Origin of the sequence: Bifidobacterium jacchi (genome assembly GCF_009078285.1) — a bacterium.
Taxonomy (GTDB): domain Bacteria; phylum Actinomycetota; class Actinomycetes; order Actinomycetales; family Bifidobacteriaceae; genus Bifidobacterium; species Bifidobacterium jacchi.
This window is the reverse complement of sequence record NZ_RQSP01000040.1, coordinates 1-20,650: the sequence shown is the minus strand read 5'-3', so window position 1 is coordinate 20,650 and position 20,650 is coordinate 1. Positions and strand designations below refer to the sequence as shown.

The following is a 20,650-nucleotide window of genomic DNA, read 5'->3' as shown; positions in this document are numbered from 1 at the left end:
CCGCGATCTACACGCTGAGCAAGCCCGCCAAAGCCAACGGCTATGTGATCACCTCCGGCAACGACTACGACAAGCGCGATCCGAAGAACTGGACGATTCTCGGTTCCAACAGCGATGCCGCCGCAACCAACGCCGACGATGCCAGCTGGCAGCAGCTCGACAAGCGCACCGACCAGTCTTTCCCCGATCGACACGGTTCGCAAGGCTACGCCATCGCAGCCGGCAAGCAGAACGCCTACAAGTACTACCAGCTGCGCGTCACCGCAAACAAGGACAACACCAACGAATTCCAGATCGCCGACTGGACACTGACCGGTACCCTGAGCGATCTCAACATCGACACCAAGCTGCGCGAACAACTCACCGCAAACAGCTGGCAGTACTGGGATTCCACCGATTCCAAGAAGAACGACAGCGACCCGACCGGCGGCAAAAACGATCAGAGCTGGGCCACCGGAACCGTCAGCGAATCGGAAAACGGATGGCACGCGGCAGCGGCCTCCCCGTTCGGCGTGAAAAACCACAGCGGCAGCGAAACCACCGATCTCGGCAACGGATTCGTTGCGAAAACCCAGCTCAAGCGCAGCCTGGGCGACGACGGCATCGTGCCGGCCTACTATTTCCGCCGCAACGTGACCATTGCCGACCAAGCCCAGCTTGACTCCTTCAAAGGACTGATCGGAACCGTCACCTACGACGACACGATCACGCTATACGTCAACGGCGAACGAATCGCCGGGTATGAAGACGAAGTGCGCGGCGGCAACACTGGTTTCGCGCAAGGCAGCGCCAAATCCGACCCGAAGACCCGACTGATCGCCATTCCCGCAAGCGCATTCAAGGTCGGCGACAATGTGATCGCCGTGGAAGTCCACCAGATCGGCACCAGCAGCTCGGATGCGTTCTTCGACCTGTCCGGGCTCGAGCCCACCGCCGATGCGCTTACGCTCAGCTACGCCAAGCCCGGCTACGCATCCGACTCGTGGCCGGACGCCAGCCACCTCGTCACCATGCTCAGCGGCTACGATCAGCTGCTCAACGAGCCGGACGTGCTTGACACCAACGTCGTGGCCCGCGGCGACCAGCCGACCGCGCTCAACGACAAGGTGCTCGTGCAGATCAACCATGCGTCCAGCGCGGACCAGCGAGCCAAGGCCGTGACCGACGCCAACAATTCGCCGCGCGACACGATGGCCGACGCGCTCGGCACGCATCTTGCCGAAGTCTATACGCAGGCGAAAAAGGACGGCAAACTCGCCAAGACCAACGCGCTGCTTGACCGCATCGGTCAGGGCATCGACCAGACCGGCGACGCGAAGGGCCACTGGCACGAAAGCCGCCCGTATCATCGCCTTGGATTCGCCGATGCCAGCGGTCTGATCGTCAAGGGCGACATCGGATACGGGTTCGTCAACGATGCGTTCCCCTCCGGGCACACCACGTCCGGCTACCGCGACGGAACCGCGCTCGCCACGCTGCTGCCCGAACTCGGCCCGCAGATCATGGCTCGCGCATCCGATTATGGCAACAACCGCATCGTGCTGGGCTTCCACTATCCGATCGATGTGATGGGCGGGCGCATGAACGGCATGTCGCAGGTCGGCTACCGTTGGAGCGATCCCGAATTCCGCAAGCTGTTCGATGACGCCCACAACGAGCTGGAAACCGCGCTGATCGCCGGATGCAAGGCCAAGGGGTACGGCGACACCATCGCACAGTGCGCGGGGAACACCGATGACGCATCCGACGCGAACGCGGTGGCTATCTACACGCAGCGGCTCACCTACGGGTTCGGACAGGTCAACAAGGGCGGCGCCGACTTCAAGGTGCCGCAGGGTGCCGCCGATCTGCTGCGCAGCACGTTCCCCGATCTGACCGATGCCGAACGCGAGCAGATCATCAAGGCAACCGCCCTCGACTCCGGCTACCCGCTCGACAAGTCGAACGACGGCTCCGACAGCTGGCAGCGCGTCAACCTTGCCGCCGCAATGGCCGCCAAGGTGACCCGCAACACCGACGGCACGCTGAAGATCGCCACGCCGCTCGACTCCGATGCCACGCTCGCCCTGCTGCAGATCGACGGCCAGCTGGTCGATCGCGATGCGGCAGCCGGCGACAACGGCACCACGCTGGCGGTCGCGGACCCGGCCGCAATCACAAGCAAGAAGGTGATCGCGCGCACCCCGGTGGTCGGTGCCACCGTATCAACCGCCGTCGCAGCCGACCACAGCGCGGTCACCGTGACCGTGACCGCTCCCGACAAGACCACGAAACGCGTCTACACGGTCAAACTCACGAAGAAAACACCCAGCCAGCAGCAGGCCGGCGACCCGAACGACGTGACCACGTATGTGAACCCGTTCGTCTCCACCGCCGGCGACCACGGTCAGGATCTGCCCGGCGCGCAGGCCCCGCACGGACTCGTCAAGGCGAATCCGCTCACCGTGCCCGGTCGCGCCCACAGCGGATACGACTACAACCAGACGCACATCGCAGGATTCACCCAGACCGGTATCGACGGCACCGGCGGATCGGGCGCAGGCGGCGATATCCTCGTCGTACCCACGTCCGTCGGCTATACCAAGCGCCCCGACACCGGCTCCTACGCGCACAAGTTCAGCCACGACAACGAAACCGCACAGCCGGGCTACTATCAGGTCGGACTCGGCCAGACCAGCGGCACCGACAGTGCGATCAAAAGACGAGGACGGCACGATCAACGCGCGAATCGCCGCGCTTGTGCGTACCTCCGACAGCGAATTCACGTTCCCGCAGAACGCTGATCGCCGCATCGTCATCGATCTGAAGAACAACTTCACGCAGCGCGTCGCTTCGTCGATCAGCGTGACCGACCTGCCCAACGGCGGCGGCCGCAAGGCCATCAGCGGCAAGGTGGTCGGCGCGTTCGGCTCGCAGTACACGCTCTACTTCTATGCGACCACCGATCAGCCGGTCACGTCGGTCAAGACGTGGGGCGACGACGGCGCGCTGGGCGATGCGACCAGCCGCAGCGGCGTCGACACCGGTGCCGTGCTTGATTTCGGCGTTGCCGGCAGCTCCGATGCAGCCGACGATCCTGCCCGTACCGTCGGCCTGAAGATCACGCTTTCGCCGATCAGCGTCGAGCAGGCGCGCATCGACCAGACCAACGAAATCGGCGACAAATCGTTCGACAAGGTGCGTGCCGCATCCCACGACCTGTGGAAGAGCCAACTGAGCCGCGTCAAGGTCACCGCCAGCAAGACCAACGATCCGGACGGCACGCTGCTGCGGCAGTTCTACACGCACCTGTACCGCATCAACGCGGTGCCGATGAACGCGACCAGCACGTCGGGCACTTACCGTGGCATCGATGGCGTGGTGCACAAGGCCGACGGCTACACGCACTACGACAGCTGGTCGTCGTGGGACGACTTCCGCAAGTTCTCGATTCTTGCGATGATCTACCCCGACCAGTATCGCGACATCATCCAGTCGCTGATCAACTTCGCCGCCGACGCGCAGGCCGCATCCGACGCGGCCGGCAGCGCGAAGAACCCCGGCGATCTGATGCAGTCGGTGCCGACCGTGCGGTTCGAGCGCACGCCGGTCATCATCGCCGACGCGCTCAGCAAGGGATACACCGGTTTCGCGAATCTCGACGCCGCATGGCCGGCATTGCAGCGGATCACCGGCGAATGGTCGGCCGACGACCTCAATCGCGGCTATCTGGCCGACCATCCCGGCGACTCGGTGATGCGCGGCTACGATGATTGGGCGATGTCGATCATCGCCGACCGACTCGGCAGGAAGAGCGACGCCGAGCAGTACCGCAAGCTCGCCTCGCTGCCGCTCAAGAACCAGCTCAAGCCCGGCGCATGGACCGCGGCGGACGGCACCAAGGTGAACGTGCTCTCCTCGCGCGGTGCGGACGGCAACTTCGGCAACGACAATCTCGAACAGTTCCAGGCCGCGAACCTCTACCAGGGCACGCTGTGGCAATACCATTGGTATGACGCCTACGACATGGACGGCCTGATCGAGGCGATGGGCGGCCGCGCGGCGGCAACCGCAGCCATCGACCACATGTTCGGCGAAACGCCCGACAGCGACGCCACCCCCGACAACGGCAACGGCATGCTGCACTCCAACGCCAACGAAGTGGACCTCCAGACCCCGTACCTGTTCAACTACGTCGGTCAGGCCGACCGCACGCAGCGCTGGGTGCGCAACATCTTCACCAAGGAATCCTGGAACCGCTACATCGCCACCGGCGGCGTGGACGGCAACGAATACGCCACCAACAACGGCGAATTCACGCCGCCGATCAAGACCAGCGTCTACCGGCTCAGCCCGACCGGATTCCTGCCGACGATGGACAACGACGCCGGCACCATGTCCGCGACGTTCGTCTCCGCGGCCATCGGCCTGTTCCCGGTGACGGCCGGCTCGGCGCAATACCAGATCGGCACGCCGTTCTTCGACCAGGTGAGCATCACCCAGCCGAGCGGCCGCACGTTCACGGTGAACGCCAAGGGCGCGTCGGGCGACAACTTCTACATCGGCTCGGCGCAGCTCGACGGCACGGCGTGGAACAATACGTGGCTCGACTACAGCGCCATCGAATCCGGTTCGACGCTTTCGTTCGGCATGCAGGGCAAGGCGAGCGACTGGGGCAGCAACGGCAAGCCCGCGTACTCGCTGTCCACGGCTGGCTCTGGTTCCGGCGCTGGCTCCGGGGTTCCGCAGGGCGCGCATCTGGTGAGCGTCGATCATGTGACGATCGGTGCGGCGGCCGATGGGTCGGTTGACGGGTCGTTCACGATCACGCTGCCGGCTGGTGCGACTGGCTCCGGTGCAGGTTCTGGGGTTGTGTTCGTTGCGGATGCTTCGACGCGGCGCGATCCGATCAAGGTCGGTGCGGTTGCGGTGAATGGATTGCCGGCCGGACTGACCGCCACGGCTCAAATCACCGGCGACCGCACGCTCAAGATCACGTTGAAGGGCACGATCGGCACGTCGGCGCGCGTGTACGTCACCATTGACGACAAGGCGCTCGCCGGCGGCCTCAAGGCCTCGACCTTGGTCGGCCCGGGCGTGAGCCTGAAGAACCCGGTGCTGGTGTCGGCGGCGGCGCAGGCGCGCGAATCGTTGCGTGCGCTGACCGAGGATGCGCGCATCATCGTGAACAAGAGCTATTCGACCAGTTCGTTCAGCGCGTTTGACAAGGCGCGCAAGGCGGCGGCCGAACTGCTCGACAAGACCGCTGGTACGGCTGACACGGCTGATTCGGCGGGCGCTGCCGGCACGGCTGGTGGTTCGGCGGCTCCGGTCGATGCCGACGAATACGCCCGTGCCGAGGAGACGCTGCGCAACGCGATCGACGACCTTGCGATTCGCGGCGCGGCCGACCGCACGCTTCAGGCCGAACAGTCCGAAGCATGGTCGGGCGGCGAGCTCAAGAACGAAAGCTTCCAGTCGTCCGGCGATCTGGGTGGCGTGCGCGACGGCGCCTGGGTGCGTTACAACGATCTGAGCGGCACCACCAGCGACGGCAGCGAATCCGGTTCCGAATCCGGTTCCGGTGCCGAATCGGATGCCGGCAAGCCGATCAAGTCGTTCATCGTGCGGTATTCGAACAAGTACGGCAGCGCGGATGCCAAGAGCACACTCGACGTGCATGCCGGCGATCAGAACGGTCCGATCATCGCCCATGTCGAAATGAACGGCACCAACGGATTCGCCAACTACACGACCACCGCCGTCGACCTGGACGACACCGGTCGCGCCGCGCTCACCAAGGCGGGTGCCGCGACGATCGTCTTCCACATGCCTGCCGGGCGCGACTGGGTCGGCAACTTCGACTGGTTCCGGTTCTCCACCGAACCGGCGTCCGCCGCCCAGCCCAGCCAGCCGACCGCGCTGCCGCAGCTGAGCAATGCCAACGACAGCGATCATGGCGGCAGCAAGTACGGCAAGGAACTCAACCTGAGCGACGAAACGCAGATTCAGAACATCGTGGACGGCACGTGGATGAAATGGTCCGCGCAGGACTTCGGCTCGGCGGGCGCCGCAACGGTGACCGTCGAATACGACAAGCCGCGCAACCGCGCCGCGTCCGACTCGTACATCGAACTGCGGCTCGACAGGAACACGGCCGACGCGCCCAAGGTGAAGATTCCGCTGGACTACACCGGCGACGGCTGGGGAACCTGGAAGAAGACCACCGTCGACGTGGACCCGGCCGTGTTCAAGGGCGTGCATGGCGTGTACGCGGCGTTCGTGGGCGTGAACGACGACCAGAACGGGCATCCGTACGTGGCGAACGTGCGCGGATTCACGTTCGGCGCTGCCACCGGCTCCGACAAGCCGACGACCGTTGACAGGACGGCGTTGGAGTCGCAGATCGAGCAGGCTTCGCGATTCGTGGATGCGAAGAGCGCGTACTCGTGGATCGACTATGCGGTGTTCGCGCGGGCGCTTGACGCGGCAAAGGATGTGGTCGGGGCCGGTGCGGATGGTTCGGATTCGTCTGCTGCGATCACGCAGAGCGACGTGGACGAGGCGCTGCGCGTGCTGCGGCTCGCCGAGCGTCAGCTGACGTATCTGAACCGACTGCGCCTGAACGATCTGATTGGCGGTCGTGCCGCCGCGATCGAGAAGGCCGGGCAGGGCAAGTACACCGATGCGTCGTGGGCCGCGTTCACCGAGGCGCTGAAGTCCGCTCGTGAAGCCGCTGCAACGCCTGACGTGAATGACGACGCGGCATCGGACAAGGCGCTTGGCAAGGCGCTCGACGGGCTGGTTACCGCGATTGACGAACTCCAGGTCAAGGGCGCGCCCGGCGTGCCGACCGACGTGAAGGTTGCGGTGAGCGGCAAGGCTGGTGCTGGTGCTGGATCGGCTGCTGGTTCGGATGCCGTGGCCAAGGCCGAGGTGACGTGGAAGGCGCCGGCTTCGGACGGCGGCTCCCCGGTCACCGGCTACGATGTGCGGCTTGACGGCGGCCAGCCGGTGCGCGTCTCCACGGATGCCGATGCTGGTGCAGAGGCGTTGCGGTACGTGTTCACCGGTCTGAACGCCGGGAAGCACAGCGTGCAGGTGCGCGCGGTCAACGAGATCGGAGCATCGGCATGGTCGCAATCGACGGCGTTCACTGTGGCCGGCGAGCCGCAGCAGCCGGGCGGCAACGGAGATCATGGCAACAACGGCAGCAACAATGGCGGCAACAACGGTAGCAACGGCAGCAACAACGGTGGCGGCGATAACGGTGGCATCAATGCCGGCGATGGCGGCCAGCCGGGGCAGAACGGCTCGGCGAAGCCGGACGTGATCAACAAGCGGCATCACCTGACCGTGGCGTCCACCGGCGCTTCGGTTGCTGCGATCGCCGTGGCGATGATGGCGCTGCTGACCGCCGCCGGACTTGCGGCGAGCAAGGCAAGGCGCTCGTCGAGGTGACGCACCTGCAAGCCCCGCCCCACGTGGCTGGCGGGGCTTGCGGTTGTGCAACCGTAATCCTTCGACTCCGCTTGTGCCATGCACACGATGATTTGAGTAAGGCCGGTCTGTTCGGGATGACGATCATTCCGTCATCAGAACAGAGGCTCCCTCGGGTTGTAGGCAAGGCGACCTGATTGCACAGTGTCCTTTTGCAGGTATTCAGTGAATCGGTCGTCAATTTTCATCTGCTTGATGAGCGATCCGTTGTCTGCATCGTACACATTGATGAATGACTCCGTGCCAGCGCTGTCGTTCATGGGAAGCAGTGACAGGTATATTCGCCCATTCATGACTTCCATGGAGAAACGACCGTTGTAGGGGAATCCCCCAGGATAGTCGGGCATGGCAAGCTCCCTTGAGATTCCCGTCTTGATATTGACACGTAGGATGCGACCTGACTCGCCATTGAGAAATATAAGCTCATCGCCGAGTAATCCGTTGTCTGTATACCGGAAGTCGCCCCACTCGTCTCCATACGAGTGCGTGATGAGCGCTCCGTTGCTGTCCTTGAGCGTGGCCAGCGAATAGTCGCCGGTTTTCACGTTCCATGACACCACCGTAGGTATGTCGGTCAGCTGGGTGTCGGTTCGCTTTGCCGCAAGGCCTATGAAAACAACGACATCGTTCCTGCATGGAAGGCCAAGTCCAGGCTCAATCGAGTATATGCTTACGGTCTCGCCGACGATGTTCACTTCCTCTTCGGTAAAGTCCGAAGGGTCGGCATTCAGCCTTACGAACGGGCCGATTGTCGGATATGTTCCCCGCGACACCTGACCCATGATCGCGCGACTATGGTCTATATCGTCCTCGCTGGTGAAGGTAGTGGTGCTGCTGATGTTATAGACGTCGGTCCCACATAGAGCAAGGTCTCCCCCTCCGCCGCCATCGGCTGTGGAGAATACGGCTTGCTTGATGGTTCCATTTGGAGAGGATACGACAACCTGATTGTCACCGATGTCCATGTCTTGCAGGCCGCTGTTGTATACGGTCAGTATGTGGTCATCATCTATCGCTATGGCGTTATATGAGAAATCCGTCTTCTCGTTGGAAACCACCTTCGTGTCCGTGGGATCCACTCCGATGTAGTAGTCGTTGTTGCTGTCAGGAAAGAACAGCCATCTATCGGTCCAGATTGGAACGTTGTAAAACATCGCTGAATTGGTGATCAACGCATACGACCCGTCCGTTTTCACCAGAGCGATCTGGGATCGGTCTCTTCGGGATGACGAAAACTCATATAGGGGTATCGCGGCGACGACGTCATCCAGCACGGCTTGGTCGACGCTGATCGATGGCTGCGGCGCGCTGCAGCCGTTCAGTGCGACAACCATGCAGCACGACATCATCGCTGCGATACCGATACGCAAACTGCTACGCATGTCAGGTTATCCCCTGTCTCATGGATTGACCGTGCGATACGTGTGCGTCAACTTCGAGTCGCGGATCGACCTTGGCAGAATATACCAAATCCCGGGACTCAAGTCTCTTGAATGTGTTGCCGGTCATGGTTTCTGCTCCTTCGTAGTGTTGGCGTCATTGTCAACGAACCATTTCGCCGAAAGCGAAAAGTGTTACAAGTCTAGCAGATGAATCAAGCCGACACGGCGACCCTGCCTTCTGCCTGTTCGGACGGCCTTCAAAGCCGTATGATTGCGGGACTTGACTGCGCATGTGGCCGAATCCTGTGATATACGTGAGATATGCGTGGAGCAGTCGCGCCATCTGGTGACGGTCCATATGGCGACAGCGACTCAAGCCGTGGATGCCTGCGGCTGATAGCGGATTGGAGGATTGCATGCACTATTTCACGCCGAAGCGCTGCGCCTCCACATCCAAGATCATGTATCACGACAAGGTGCAGGCGCAGCGCGCCGCCGAACAGAGCCTGATCGAGCGCGGCGCCGAACTGTGGGTGTACCGCTGCGAATACTGCGGAACATGGCACCTGACCCATCATGATCCGGCGAATTCGTTCGTGCACGAGTCGTTTGCGGGCGGCGGCAAATACGGCAGCGGCCGCCAGCGTTCGCGCAAACGCGGCTACAAGCCCCGCCGCAAATAGTGCAACGTAGCGTTCGGCGCTGCCAATACGCTTCACTGGAATAATTGTGTTTTCGTTGGCATTTCACGAACGAATTAGTGAACGAACTTCTGGCGGAGGACACTAGCGTTCGGCCAGCGGATGCCAAACGCTGTATCAATGCATAAGGCAGTGCATCGGGTGTTGCGCGTCGACATGCGCGCCCATCCCCGCGCTCGTCCCAGCGATCGAAATTCGGGAAAAGAACGGCGATCTCCCGAATTTCGATCGCTGACGGCCGCTCAGCGATCATTTTTCGGGAAACAAACCCATTGCTCCCGATTTTTGTTCACTGAGCCTGAGCCAGCGATCGAAATTCGGGAGATCAACGGGAAATTCCCGAATTTCGATCGCTCTCGTCAGTTGTTGAGGTGTCTTTTTTTTGAGGTGTCAGTTTTTTGAGGCCAGCCCTCGTCAGACGGGATGTGCCGAGCCTGATTGAGGGCATATATGCGAGTTGTGTGTACCACCGGCCAGATGCAGTCGAGCGCTCACGCCATTCTCGTATATCCAGCAAGCACGGCAAAACCGCTAAATTCCAAGCAAAACCAGCAATTCCTGTGCCTGTGCCTGCGGCCTTGCATATGACTGCCTACGCGCATGCCCTACACACAACTCGCAGATATGGTCCGTTGAAGGCCTATTTGTCGAAGCGGAAGCCCTGGGCTTCGGCGCGAGGCGTCACATGGTGCTTCTCATCCATCTGCTGCGAGGCGATCTTGGCGATCTGGTCGCTGAACGCATCCACTGGACGGTCGGTATTGCGCAGATCGTAATACTGGTGCACCTCCTGATCGAACGCGCTGATGTTTTCGGAAACCGCAGTGCGGGAGGCATCGTCAGCCGGATAGCGATCGTCGAAGAACTGCAGATCGCGCGGCATGCGCGGCTTCAACGCGGGCTCCTGATCCGGCTTGCCGATGGCGAGACCGAGCACCGGATACGTGTACTGCGGCAGGTGCAGCGCCTCGATCAGCGCGTCCACATCATTGAGCAGCGACCCGAGAATCACGCAGCCCAAGCCGAGCGAGTATGCGGCGGTCTCCATCGCGTGCAGCGCCAGAACCGCGTCGTTGTTCGCCTGCGAGAACCGGTAGCTGCCGGACAGGCCATACGTTTCGGGGTCCGAGGTGTCAACGCCCTTGGCCTGGGCGATCAGCGCATTGCGATGCTCGTCGGCCACGAACAGGTACAGCAGCGGCGCGGTGGCGATGTACGGCTGGTGGCCGATTTGCGCCATGCGATCCTTGAGCTCCTGATCCTTGATGCGGATGGCCGACCAGTCGTTGAGATACTGGCTGGAAGCGGCGTGCTGCGCGACCGTCTCTAGCGTGGCGACGGTGTCGTCGTCGATCGGCTCGTCAATGAATTTGCGAATGGACCTGCGGTTGAGCAGTGTCTCGATAGTTGCGTTGGTAACCATGATTCCATTGTCGTGAAACGCTGAGCCGACCGCAAGAGCGGTATGCGGCTGGTGGAATCGATTGGCGGAATCGCTGGTGGCGTTCGGTCGGCTGCGTTGGATCGGTGGTATCCGGCTGAGGCAGCTGCTGGTGTTGCTGCGGCTGAATCGGGGGTTGTGTCAGCGATTGCGGCGGCGATGCCGGCGATCGACGATCGCCTGGGATCCGCGATCGGACAGCGTGGACACGGCCGCTCCGATCGCAGCCGACAATGCTGCGAATGCGACGCTCATGAACACGCTTTCCTTGCCGTCAACCACGCCGTCGCCCAGCGCCTCGCCGCCGCGCTTCGCAGCCCGGTTGCGGCCGACGCTGCGATTCCACGCCAGCGTGAACAGCTTGCCGGCGACGAAACCTGCGATGGATGGCAACGCGAACTTCAGCGCCTTGTCGCCGAGGGAATCCGGATCGTCGAGTCGCTTGGCGCGCATGTCATCCACCTTGTCGTTAATGCGGTCAAAACCGGCGATGATGCGGTCGGCGGTCGAGTCCGCGTCGAAATCTGTCATAGGAACATTATTTTTCGAGGTGACGACGGCGCGGGGTTGCGGCTGACGCTGCCGGCAGGACCTGCGGCGACCGCGCGGGTCGGCCGCAGCCGTGGCGGCCGCTGCGGCAATCGGCGAATATGCCGTGCCGCGAGTAGAGTGTGAGTATGAACGAACCACGTCAATATGATTCCGCTGCAGCGTCGCAGCCGAATGCCTCCTCCGCAGAATCCGCAGAATCCGCAGAATCCGCGCGCGATTGCGCGTGCAAGTCCTTCGGTCGGCTGGTGCTGCTGCGCCACGGGCAGACCGCATGGAGCGAATCCGGGCAGCATACCGGGCGTACGGATATCCCCCTGACCGAGACGGGACGCGCGCAGGCTCAGTCGGCCGGCGCGCGCATTCTCGCCGAGTTTCCGCATGGGTTCGACGCCGGCTGCGTGTTCTCCAGTCCGTTGCGGCGCGCCGCCGAAACGGCGAGGCTTGCCGGTTTCGATGCGGGGGTGCTGCCGGCGCTCGCCGAATGGGATTATGGTCGCGCGGAGGGGCGCACGCGTGGCCGGCTTGCCGAGCTGAACGGCGGCTCATGGGATATGTGGAAGGATGGGCCGACCGCGCTGCCTGCGAGCCTGGAGGGCGAGTGGGTCGATACGCTGCCGGACGGTACGCAGGTGACCGTGCACAATGGGGCTGGCGAATCGCTGACCGACGTGTACGAGCGCGTGCAGCAGGCGATCGACGCGGCGGTGCCGCTGCTGGGGGAGGGGCATGACGTGCTGTTTGTGGCGCACGCGCATGTGCTGCGAATCCTGACGATGCGCTGGCTGGGGGTCGATGCCCGCGCGGCGAAGCTGCTGCGGTTGGATACGGCTCATTACTCGGTGCTGTCCGTATACAAGGGCGATCGCGTGATCGAACGCTGGAACTGCTAGCCGGCGGGGTGGCTGGTTGATCGGTGTGTCTGATCGGTGTGTCTGGCCGACGTGCCTGGGCTTGAGAAACTTGAGCCGGCTTCGCTCAAGTTTTTGTGAAGAAGTGGGAATAAAAGTTGCACGTCGGAAGTTGAGTGGTGTAGGCTCAAGTTCTGGAAGGTCCGAGAGACGGCCGGTACGGAACTCGGGCGAAGAACGTAAGAACGAATACATCACGTAAGGAGCACACATTATGGCACGTGCAGTTGGTATCGATCTTGGTACTACGAATTCCTGCATCGCAACGCTGGAAGGCGGCGAGCCCACGGTCATCGTCAACGCCGAGGGCGCTCGCACCACGCCGTCCGTGGTTGCGTTCTCCAAGTCCGGCGAGATCCTCGTCGGCGAGGTCGCCAAGCGTCAGGCGGTCACCAACGTCGACCGCACCATTTCCTCCGTCAAGCGTCACATGGGCACTGACTGGACCGTCGAGATCGACGGCAAGAAGTGGACGCCGCAGGAGATCTCCGCGCAGATTCTGATGAAGCTCAAGAGGGATGCCGAGGCGTACCTCGGCGAGCCCGTCACCGATGCGGTCATCACCTGCCCGGCATACTTCAACGATGCCCAGCGTCAGGCCACCAAGGACGCCGGCAAGATCGCAGGCCTGAACGTCCTGCGTATCATCAACGAGCCGACCGCTGCCGCTCTGGCCTACGGCCTTGAGAAGGGCAAGGAGGACGAGCGCATTCTGGTCTTCGATCTGGGCGGCGGCACCTTCGATGTGTCCCTGCTGGAGATCGGCAAGGATGACGACGGCTTCTCCACCATTCAGGTGAAGGCCACCAACGGCGACAACCACCTCGGTGGCGATGATTGGGATCAGAAGATCATCGACTGGCTGGTCGGCGAGGTCAAGAACAAGTACGGCGTTGACCTGAGCAAGGACAAGATCGCCCTGCAGCGTCTGAAGGAAGCCTCCGAGCAGGCGAAGAAGGAACTGTCTTCGTCCACCTCGACGTCCATCAACATGCAGTATCTGGCCATGACCCCTGACGGCACGCCGGTTCACCTCGACGAGACGCTGACCCGCGCCCACTTCGAGGAGATGACCTCCGATCTGCTCGGCCGCTGCCGCACGCCGTTCAACAACGTGCTGCGCGACGCGAACATCTCCGTGTCCGACATCGACCACGTTGTGCTGGTCGGTGGTTCGACCCGTATGCCGGCCGTCAAGGAGCTCGTCAAGGAGCTCACCGGCGGCAAGGAAGCCAACCAGTCCGTCAACCCGGATGAGGTTGTGGCCGTCGGCGCAGCCGTGCAGTCCGGCGTCATCAAGGGCGACCGCAAGGACGTCCTGCTGATCGACGTGACCCCGCTGTCGCTGGGCATCGAGACCAAGGGCGGCATCATGACCAAGCTCATCGACCGCAACACCGCCATCCCGACCAAGCGTTCCGAGGTGTTCTCCACCGCCGAGGACAACCAGCCGTCCGTGCTGATCCAGGTCTACCAGGGCGAGCGTGAGTTCGCTCGCGACAACAAGCCGCTGGGCACCTTCGAGCTGACCGGTATCGCGCCGGCTCCGCGTGGCGTCCCGCAGATCGAGGTCACCTTCGACATCGACGCCAACGGCATCGTGCACGTGTCCGCCAAGGACAAGGGCACCGGCAAGGAGCAGTCGATGACCATCACCGGCGGCTCCGGCCTGCCGAAGGACGAGATCGACCGCATGGTCAAGGAGGCCGAGGCTCACGAGGCCGAGGACAAGAAGCGCAAGGAGGATGCCGAGACCCGCAACCAGGCCGAGGCGTTCGCCTACCAGACCGAGAAGCTCGTCAACGACAACAAGGACAAGATCTCCGATGAGATCGCCAAGGAGGTCACCGACAAGGTCAACGCCCTGAAGGAAGCCCTCAAGGGTGACGACATCGAGAAGATCAAGACCGCGCAGAGCGAGCTGATGACCGCCGCGCAGAAGATCGGCGAGGCCCTGTACTCGCAGCAGGCCGCGGCTGGTGCCGCCGGCGCTGCCGGTGCGGCTGGCGCAGGTGCGTCGGGTGCCGCCTCCAACGGTGGCGACGACGACGTGGTGGACGCCGAGGTCGTGGACGACGACGATAAGAAGGACAACAAGTAATCATGTCCGAGTTCAACAAGGACGATTACCTGAATGACCTGCCGGACGCGGACGATCTGTCCGCGGCCGGCACGGCCGCCTCTACGGGGTCTACTGATCCCGCGGATTCTACGGATTCCGCGGCTCGGCAGGCATCCGCCTCTACTGGCGCTGCCTCCGCCGCTTCGGCCGCGTCCCATGATGAAGCCGCTGCCTCCGCTTCCTCTGATAAGGAAGCCGGCGCGGCGAATGCCGCGGCTGAGGGCGACAAGCCGGCATCGTCCGGAGCCGAACAGGCTTCCCATACCGACGACTCCGCGTCCGCGGGTGACTCCAAGGGGGCCGACCAGTCCGGTGCCGATCAGTCCGAGGACACCCTTACGCCGCTTGGCAAGGCCAAGAAGGAGGCCGCCGACTACCTGGAGGCGCTGCAGCGCGAGCGCGCGGAGTTCATCAACTACCGCAATCGCACGAAGAAGGAGCAGGAGCGGTTCCGCCAGCACGGCATCATCGACGTGCTGACCGCGCTGCTGCCCGCGCTTGACGACATCGATCGCATTCGAGAGCACAGCGAGATGGACGATTCCTTCAAAGCCGTCGCCTCGAAGATCGACAAGGCGTTCGAGAAGTTCGGTGTGGAGAAGTTCGGCGAAAAGGGCGAGGACTTCGATCCGACGCGGCACGACGCAATCCTGCACAAGCCGGATGCGAATGCCGAGAAGGAGACCGTTGACACGGTCGTCGAAGCCGGCTATCGCATCGGCGATCGCGTGATTCGCGCCGCCCGCGTGGTCGTCGCCTCCCCGCAAAACTAACCCCCACTAATCCCTTCCATCTGTTAAGAGGACTTTGCAGAAGTTGGCTATCGTGATCCCCATCAAGATCATCCCCAGCTAACTTCTGAACAACGGGATTCACGCAATGCGTATAGCTGAGTACGTATTGATCAACGCAAGTTTCGGCAACTACCGAGTGTTCGGTGAGGGGATGCATTGCTCGACCGTAGGCTTGGCCGTAGCGCGTTGCACGCGCTCTTCGCAGCAAGCTGCTCACTGAGCCTACGGACAGTCCACTGGACTGTCCGTTTAACGGCTCAGCCTGAGTGTGTCGAGCAATGCATCCCCTCACCGAACACGGCGCCACGGTGTATTACGCGGTCACCGCAGGGACTTACGTTGTTGCCGGATAGCAATGTAACCGGTAACTCTCAAGTATTTTTAATTTTTGACTACCCCTCAGTCGGCTTCGCCGACAGCTCGTCCTGCAATTATGGACGCGCTTCGTGCGCAGCTTATTGGCTCGCCTGTCGGCTCGCACAGCACCTACAAACAGCTCTGCTGTTTGCTTAACGGTGCTGTCCGGGCAAGGGGAGCCAAGAATAATGAGGAGAAAGGAGACATGAATGGCTGAGAATGAATGGCTGAGCAAAGACTTCTACAAAGTCCTTGGTGTCTCCAAGGACGCCAGCGAGGCCGACATCACGAAGGCGTATCGCAAGCTCGCCCGCAAATACCATCCGGATTTGAACAAGACCAAGGAGGCCGAGGAGAAGTTCAAGGACATCTCCGAAGCCTACGATGTGCTGAGCAACAAAGACAACCGCCAGAAGTACGATGCGATCCGCCAGTTCGGTATGGGCGGCGCTCGTTTCGCGGGCGGCTCCGGCCAGGGCGGATTCGACGCCTCCGGCTTCTCGGACATCTTCGGTTCGATGTTCGGCGGCGGTGCCGGCAACGGCGGGTCGCGCATCCGGTTCAGCACGTCCGGCGGCGGCGCTCCGAACATGGACGACATCTTCTCGATGTTCGGCGGTACCGGCGCTTCCGGTGCGGGCCGTGGACAGCAGTTCGGCGGCGGTCGCTATGGCTATGAGGAGCCGCCGCAGCCTCAGCAGGGCGCCGACCGCAATTCCAGCATCCGGCTCACATTCCGTCAGGCGGTCAAAGGCGCTACGGTCTCCCTGCGCGTCGACGGCAAGCAGTTCAAGACGCATGTGCCGGCCGGCGTTCGCGACGGGCAGCGCATCCGCATCGCGGGCAAGGGCAAGCCGGGCGTCAATGGCGGCAAGAACGGCGACATGTACCTGACCGTGCATGTGCCGGCGGACCCGAAGTTCACGATGAGCGGCCATGATCTCATCGTTGATCTGCCGGTCACCGTGGGTGAGGCCGTCGCCGGTGCAAGGGTCGATATGACCGACATCGACGGCGAGACCGTCACCTTCAAGGTGCCGGCGGGCTCGTCCAGTGGCACGGAAGTGCATGTGGCAGGCAAGGGCGTGAAGAACGGCAACGCGTACGGCGATCTTATCGGTCGCGTGCAGATTCACGTGCCGGCCAAGCCCGGTCTCGGCGTGAAGCATGCCGCTAGGGAGTTCGACAAGACCACCGGTGACTTCGTCGCCGAGCTTGCCGAACAGCGCGCCTAGTGTTGGTTGTAGGTGCGCCGAGTGGCCATCCGTGCGAACGATCGCATTCCCGTTCGCACATTCCCGTACCGCTCATTGAGCGGAACGGGACGAACAGCAAGGAGATGAGCATATGGCAAGGATCGCGCAGGAGATCAGGCGCGCCTATGCGGCCTGCGCCGCGGCACTCGTCTCCGGGCGAGCCGATCTGGATGCCGTGGACGCACTGGGATTAAGTGTGGAAATGCCGGTGTTCACGGTCGGGCAGACCGCTGAACTAGCCGGCATGCATCCGCAGACGCTTCGGCAGTATGACCGGCTCGGCCTCATTGTGCCTCAGCGCACCGAAGGCGGCGCTCGCCGCTACACGCTTCGCGACCTCGATCGGCTCGCGCAGGCGCAGCGCATGAGCCAGGACGAGGGCATCAATCTCGCCGGCATCGCGCACATCCTCTCGCTTCAGGAGGAGAACCGCCAGCTGCGGCGGCAGATCAGGCATCTGCGGCGCGTCGCCGAGGGCGACAGCGTGTTCGAGGCCGACATGGACGGCGAAGTGGTCGAAGTGCGCCAGTCGCGGCTGTACCATGTGCGTCGCCGCAACCGCGCGCGCCAGATGCGCATCCAACCGCTGCTCATCACCGCCGGCCGAGAATAGTCGAGCATAGCCGAGAATAGCCGAGGACAGCCGAGCATAGCCAGGATCAGCCGGGCGATCGTCGTATATTCGTCTCATTCGCGAGGCATATGCCGGCGTATTCGACCATGCCTGTGACTACACTGGACACCACCGTATAGGCACTTCAGCGGCGAATACCGCTACCCGGATCGAGGAAGAGCCGGAACGAAACCACCGGTGTGACTGTACAGTCTGCAATAACCAAAACCCAATACGCCAACGCAATCGGAAAGCCGCAGCACGAAGCCGCAGCACGAAACCGCAGCGTCTAGCCGTAACACGGATTTCCTCAGAACGAAACTCCGCAGAACGGCTCTCCGCGCAGCTCCGGCCTTGATTGCACTCGGCATAGCGGGTCGCAGACGAATCGTGCAGTTCACGCCAGCGGCATCGGGGGGTGCCATCCGAAGAAGGAGTCCAATGAAGCACAAATCCCCCTCGGGAACCAACTCGGACAACCGTCGAACCGGTGACCAGCCTCGCCGCAGCGGCAGCTGGCGCAAACCGCTTGCTCTGATCGCGGCGGCATCCATGCTTGCCATAGTGCCGGCCGGAACAATCGCCAACGCCGCCGACCCCGCCAGCCAAACCTCGGCGGCGGCAGCCACAGCTCCAGCCACCCAAGCAGCCGTCCAAGCAGCCACCCGAGCCACCACCCCGGCAGCCGACAAGGAATATCTCAAACTCACCCTCACCCGCACCGACGACCTCGGCAACGGCCCGGTCGAAGTGGGCAGCCGACTCACCTGGAGCCTCGGCTACGAAAACCTGACCACCGACACCGAATTCGCCGTTTACCCGACCGAATCGAACATGGACGGCGTGGTGACGCCGCAGTCGGCCACCAACAAGGCCCCGGTATGCCGCTGGTCCAGCCTCAAGCCCCAGCAGAAAGCCGAATGCAAGGGCACGTCGACCAATGCGTTCACCTACCATGTCGTCACCAAGGACGACATAGCCAAGGGCTTCACCCCCACCGCCACCGTCGTCGCGTCGTCCGATGTGAACGGCACCAACGTGCTGCAGACCGTCAAGATCACCGGCGAGACCGTGCAGGTGAACGAGCCGACCGTGCCGGATGGCAAGGAGCACATCAAGGTGACGATCAAGCGCACCGACAGCCTCGGCAGCACCGTGAAGGCCGGCGACAAGCTCACCTACGAATTCACGATGACCAATCTCACCGACCAGCAGGTTGTCGCCTACCCGTCCGCGTCGAACATGACCAAGGTGGACGAACCGTCCAATCCGAACGCCAGCTGCCGCTCCCTGCTGCAGCCCAACCAGAGCGGCACCTGCGGCTTCGGCTACCACGTCGTCACCGCGGAGGACGTGATCGGCCGCTCGTACACGCCGAAATCGACGTGGCGCGCCACCAAAAACCGTGAGGGCACACAGGTCCTGCAGGTCGACTTCGACGTCAACGGCGAGACCGTGACCGTCGAAGGCCCGAAGGCCGACGCCGCCTCCACGCCGGCCGAGCGCAACGACGGCACGCCGATCGCGCTCGCCACCGACAAGCAGATCAAGGACGAATGGTATCGCATCCCGGCGCTCGCCGAAGCGCCCAACGGCTGGCTGCTCGCCGCATGGGATCTGCGCCCCACCGGCGGCGACGCTCCCGGTCCGAACAGCATCGTGCAGCGCATCTCCAAGGACGGCGGCAAGTCGTGGGAGACGGTCCGTTACGTGGCGCAGGGCTACAACGTCAACGACAAGACCAACCGCAAGTACGGCTATTCCGACCCGTCCTACGTGGTCGATCGCGAAACCGGCAAGGTGTTCCTGTTCTTCGTCAAGTCCTACGATCAGGGCTATTTCGGCTCGGTGCAGGGCGTCGAGGACGTGCGCAACGTGCTGCAGGCCGTCGTGGTCGAATCCAGCGACAACGGCCAGACGTGGAGCGAGCCGCGCAACATCACCAAGGACATCACCAAGGGCCGCGAAACCCAGTGGAAGTCGCGCTTCGCCTCGTCGGGCGCCGGCATCCAGCTGCGCTACGGCGAGCATAAGGGCCGCCTGATCCAGCAGTACGCGGTGCGCACGGTCGGCAACGCGAACGTGGCGGTCTCCGTCTACTCCGACGACCATGGCAAGACGTGGCACGCCGGCAATCCGGTGGACGGTATGAACATGGACGAGAACAAGGTCGTGGAGCTGTCCGACGGCCGCGTGATGCTCAACTCGCGTCCGGGTACCAAGGGCTACCGCCGCGTGGCGATCTCCAGCGACGGCGGCGTCAACTACACGAATCTGCACGACGACAAGAATCTGCCCGATCCGAACAACAACGCGCAGATCACGCGCGCGTTCCCCGACGCGCCGGAAGGCTCCGCCAAGGCGAAGATCCTGCTCTACTCGTCGGCCGGCCCCGACGCCCGCTCGAACGGTCTGGTGCGCATTTCGTTCGACGACGGCACGACTTGGTCCGCCGGCAAGCTGTTCAAGGACGGCTACATGGCCTACTCGGTCATCACCGCGCTGTCCGACGCGGCCGGCGGCGGCTACGGCCTGTTCTACGAGGGTGCCGGCATGGCATACACGCACGTTTCGCTGGCATGGCTCGGCTATCTGACGGCAGCCGCGTCCGGTTCGGCGACGCTGACGCTTGACACCGGCGCCGACAAGGTCGGTGCCGATGGCGCAACCGTCACGGTTCCGGTCACGGTCACGAACGATTTCGATGCCGACTACACGTCGGTCACGCTGACGCCGAGCGGGCTGCCGGCCGGCTGGTCGGCGGCACCGGTGACGATCGACGGCGGTCTCAAGAAGGGCGCGACGACGACCGTTGACGTTGCGGTGAAGGTGCCGGCCGGCGTTACGGCGGACACGAAGGCCACGTTCGCACTGAAGCTGACCGGCCGCTGGGCGCAGTCCGGCGACACGCTGACCGGCATCGCTGACGGTACGGCCACGGTTTCGGTCGTCGCCGGTTCCGATCCCGCTCCCGAGCCGACTGAGCCGACGATTGCGTCGATTGGCGCGTCGTTGAAGGCTGGTGATGGCAAGTATGTGGTCGGT

12 protein-coding genes are annotated in these 20,650 nt (G+C 62.9%); 9 read left to right on the top strand and 3 right to left on the bottom strand.

Features of this window, described 5'->3' with window-relative positions:
• Together EHS19_RS11775 and EHS19_RS08920 are read left to right on the top strand one after the other, a co-directional pair.
• A partial coding sequence (locus tag EHS19_RS11775) for a hypothetical protein (protein WP_206666342.1) occupies window positions 1-2,783 on the top strand: 2,783 nt, incomplete at its 5' end.
• The gene (locus EHS19_RS08920) at window positions 2,689-7,440 is read left to right on the top strand and encodes a glycoside hydrolase domain-containing protein (RefSeq protein WP_151917408.1); all 4,752 of its coding nucleotides are present in this window, start codon (window positions 2,689-2,691) and stop codon (window positions 7,438-7,440) included. The genes EHS19_RS11775 and EHS19_RS08920, both read left to right, overlap by 95 nt.
• A 134-nt stretch (window positions 7,441-7,574) precedes the next feature.
• On the opposite strand, the gene EHS19_RS08915 is transcribed toward EHS19_RS08920, so the two are convergent.
• Window positions 7,575-8,813: a hypothetical protein gene (locus EHS19_RS08915; RefSeq protein WP_151917407.1), complete on the bottom strand. Its 1,239-nt coding sequence runs from the start codon at window positions 8,811-8,813 to the stop codon at window positions 7,575-7,577.
• 464 nt (window positions 8,814-9,277) lie between these two features.
• Between EHS19_RS08915 and EHS19_RS08910 the strand changes: the two genes are divergently transcribed.
• Complete coding sequence (locus EHS19_RS08910; RefSeq protein WP_151917406.1) at window positions 9,278-9,544, top strand: hypothetical protein; 267 nt, start codon at window positions 9,278-9,280, stop codon at window positions 9,542-9,544.
• Between the two features lie 658 nt (window positions 9,545-10,202).
• Here EHS19_RS08910 and EHS19_RS08905 read toward each other — a convergent pair.
• Both EHS19_RS08905 and EHS19_RS08900 read right to left on the bottom strand, forming a co-directional pair.
• On the bottom strand, window positions 10,203-10,985 hold the full coding sequence (locus tag EHS19_RS08905; protein ID WP_151917405.1) for a nitroreductase family protein: 783 nt from the start codon (window positions 10,983-10,985) through the stop codon (window positions 10,203-10,205).
• 159 nt (window positions 10,986-11,144) lie between these two features.
• Complete coding sequence (locus tag EHS19_RS08900) at window positions 11,145-11,534, bottom strand: DUF4235 domain-containing protein (protein ID WP_151917404.1); 390 nt, start codon at window positions 11,532-11,534, stop codon at window positions 11,145-11,147.
• 146 nt (window positions 11,535-11,680) lie between these two features.
• Here EHS19_RS08900 and EHS19_RS08895 point away from each other — a divergent pair, with 146 nt between their 5' ends.
• The 6 genes from EHS19_RS08895 to EHS19_RS08870 all read left to right on the top strand — a co-directional run.
• Window positions 11,681-12,445 (top strand): histidine phosphatase family protein, encoded by a 765-nt coding sequence (locus EHS19_RS08895; protein ID WP_151917403.1) that lies wholly within the window; start codon window positions 11,681-11,683, stop codon window positions 12,443-12,445.
• A 232-nt stretch (window positions 12,446-12,677) separates the two neighbouring features.
• Complete coding sequence (dnaK, locus tag EHS19_RS08890; protein ID WP_151917402.1) at window positions 12,678-14,564, top strand: molecular chaperone DnaK; 1,887 nt, start codon at window positions 12,678-12,680, stop codon at window positions 14,562-14,564.
• A 2-nt stretch (window positions 14,565-14,566) separates the two neighbouring features.
• Entirely contained in the window at window positions 14,567-15,358 is a 792-nt protein-coding gene (gene grpE, locus EHS19_RS08885) for a nucleotide exchange factor GrpE (RefSeq protein ID WP_151917401.1), read from the top strand.
• 587 nt (window positions 15,359-15,945) lie between these two features.
• Window positions 15,946-16,971 carry a DnaJ C-terminal domain-containing protein gene (locus EHS19_RS08880; RefSeq protein WP_151917400.1) on the top strand — a complete coding sequence of 342 codons (1,026 nt, stop codon included), beginning with the start codon at window positions 15,946-15,948 and terminating at the stop codon, window positions 16,969-16,971.
• A gap of 112 nt (window positions 16,972-17,083) precedes the next feature.
• On the top strand, window positions 17,084-17,605 hold the full coding sequence (locus EHS19_RS08875) for a heat shock protein transcriptional repressor HspR (protein WP_151917399.1): 522 nt from the start codon (window positions 17,084-17,086) through the stop codon (window positions 17,603-17,605).
• Between the two features lie 552 nt (window positions 17,606-18,157).
• A partial coding sequence (locus EHS19_RS08870; RefSeq protein ID WP_175578394.1) for a sialidase family protein occupies window positions 18,158-20,650 on the top strand: 2,493 nt, incomplete at its 3' end.